Genomic DNA, 1,641 nt, shown 5'->3' with positions numbered 1-1,641 from the left:
GTGCAGCTTTTCAAACAGTGAATTGCAAGTGCATGTCCGAACCTGAGTAGTCAATTTTTTGAACCTGTTAATCGCAGAGCTCGTTAGTCTGTCAACGTTATGACGGAGAACTTTTCTGTGCCTTTAGATAATAAAAAATTTAGGTAACGTCCCGCGTGCGGGCTCGCCGTGAGGCGCGGTAGCCGGTGGCTAGAGTCATATTAAAACTCACCGGTTCTGTAGGGGCAGGCGCCTGCCCGGCGTCGATGACCTTTCGTTCAGCTCCGATTCAGGATGAATGCTGTAGTGGCGGCTGGAATTAGAATAAGAGTTCGGTTTATTTACTTGCGTCTTACTGTCAAACCTGCAGCAAAAATAAAGGGCCGTAAGTAGCGAGTGCGTTCGTCGTTCATCGAAATGTCACGGGGCGGTTACATTGAATCTATATCACAGCCTTAAGGATCGGGGACTGGATTAAGTAAGCCGATTGGGAGGTTGTATATATGACTGCGCGCGATTATTTCCAAGGCGAGCATGACGGCATCAACGATTTTCCCGACTTAAAGATCATTGCGCAAAGTACTTCGTTATTGGGCATTGATTTGCTGCTGTCTGGCGAAACCGGCACGGGCAAGGACACCCTGGCCGAGCGCATCCATGTATTGTCGGGGCGCAAAGGTAGTTTCGTGGCGATGAACTGCGCGGCGATCCCGGAATCTCTGGCGGAGAGTGAATTGTTTGGGGTGGTCAACGGCGCGTTTACCGGCGCCAATCGCTCACGCAAAGGCTACATCGAGGCAGCGCAAGGCGGCACCTTGTACCTGGATGAAATCGACAGCATGCCCCTGAGCCTGCAGGCCAAACTCTTGAGGGTGCTGGAGGTGCGGGCCATCGAGCGCCTGGGATCGACCACCGCCATTGCGCTGGATATTTGCGTGATCGCCTCGGCGCAACGCTCCCTTTCGGAGCTGGTAGAGCAGGGCCGGTTTCGCCGTGACCTTTATTTTCGCCTCAACGTGTTGACCATCCAGTTGCCGGCGCTGCGTGACCGTCGGGAGCAGATCATCCCACTGTTTTCCAAATTTGTTACCGCCGCCACCCAGGGCCTGGGGATCACTCACAAGTCTCTGTGCCCGTCGATCATTCAGGTGCTGCTGAGCCATTCCTGGCCGGGCAATATCCGCGAGCTGAAATCCGCCGCCAAACGCTTTGCCTTAGGCTTTCCGTCGTTGGGGCCAGACACCGGCGGCGAGCAGGAGAAGCAGACCCTCAAGGCGCAAATGCGGGTGATCGAACGCATCCTGATTCAGGAAGCACTCAAGCGTCACGGTCATAGCATCGACGCCGCGTGTGTGGAGCTCGGCATACCGCGTCGCACGCTGTATCACCGCATCAAGAGCTTGGACATATTCGGAAAAAACTCGTTGCTTGAAAAAAATGTGGAACCTGTATCCACGAATTCTCCACAAATTATTACCTCGTACTAACGCGAGTTAACATTGGGAGCAACAAGCATGACTTTTCCACGTATTCCTGGTGGCTTGGCCAACGCAGCAGCCCACGGCGCCAACACCGCTGTCAATGCGTTCCAAGGCGCAGCACAAGCAGCCGGCACCGTAAATGGCAACGCCAACCTGCAGCAGGGCATGACTGACCAGACCA

At 54.4% G+C, this 1,641-nt stretch carries 1 protein-coding gene; it reads left to right on the top strand.

Annotated features, from left to right (window positions below):
• The first annotated feature begins 482 nt into the window (after positions 1–482).
• Positions 483–1,466: a sigma 54-interacting transcriptional regulator gene (locus WBB95_RS16190; RefSeq protein ID WP_424488505.1), complete on the top strand. Its 984-nt coding sequence runs from the start codon at positions 483–485 to the stop codon at positions 1,464–1,466.
• Positions 1,467–1,641: the final 175 nt, after the last annotated feature.

Origin of the sequence: Pseudomonas sp., from assembly GCF_049645325.1 — a bacterium.
Taxonomy (GTDB): Bacteria; Pseudomonadota; Gammaproteobacteria; order Pseudomonadales; family Pseudomonadaceae; genus Aquipseudomonas.
This window is presented reverse-complemented; position numbering and strand designations above follow the sequence as displayed.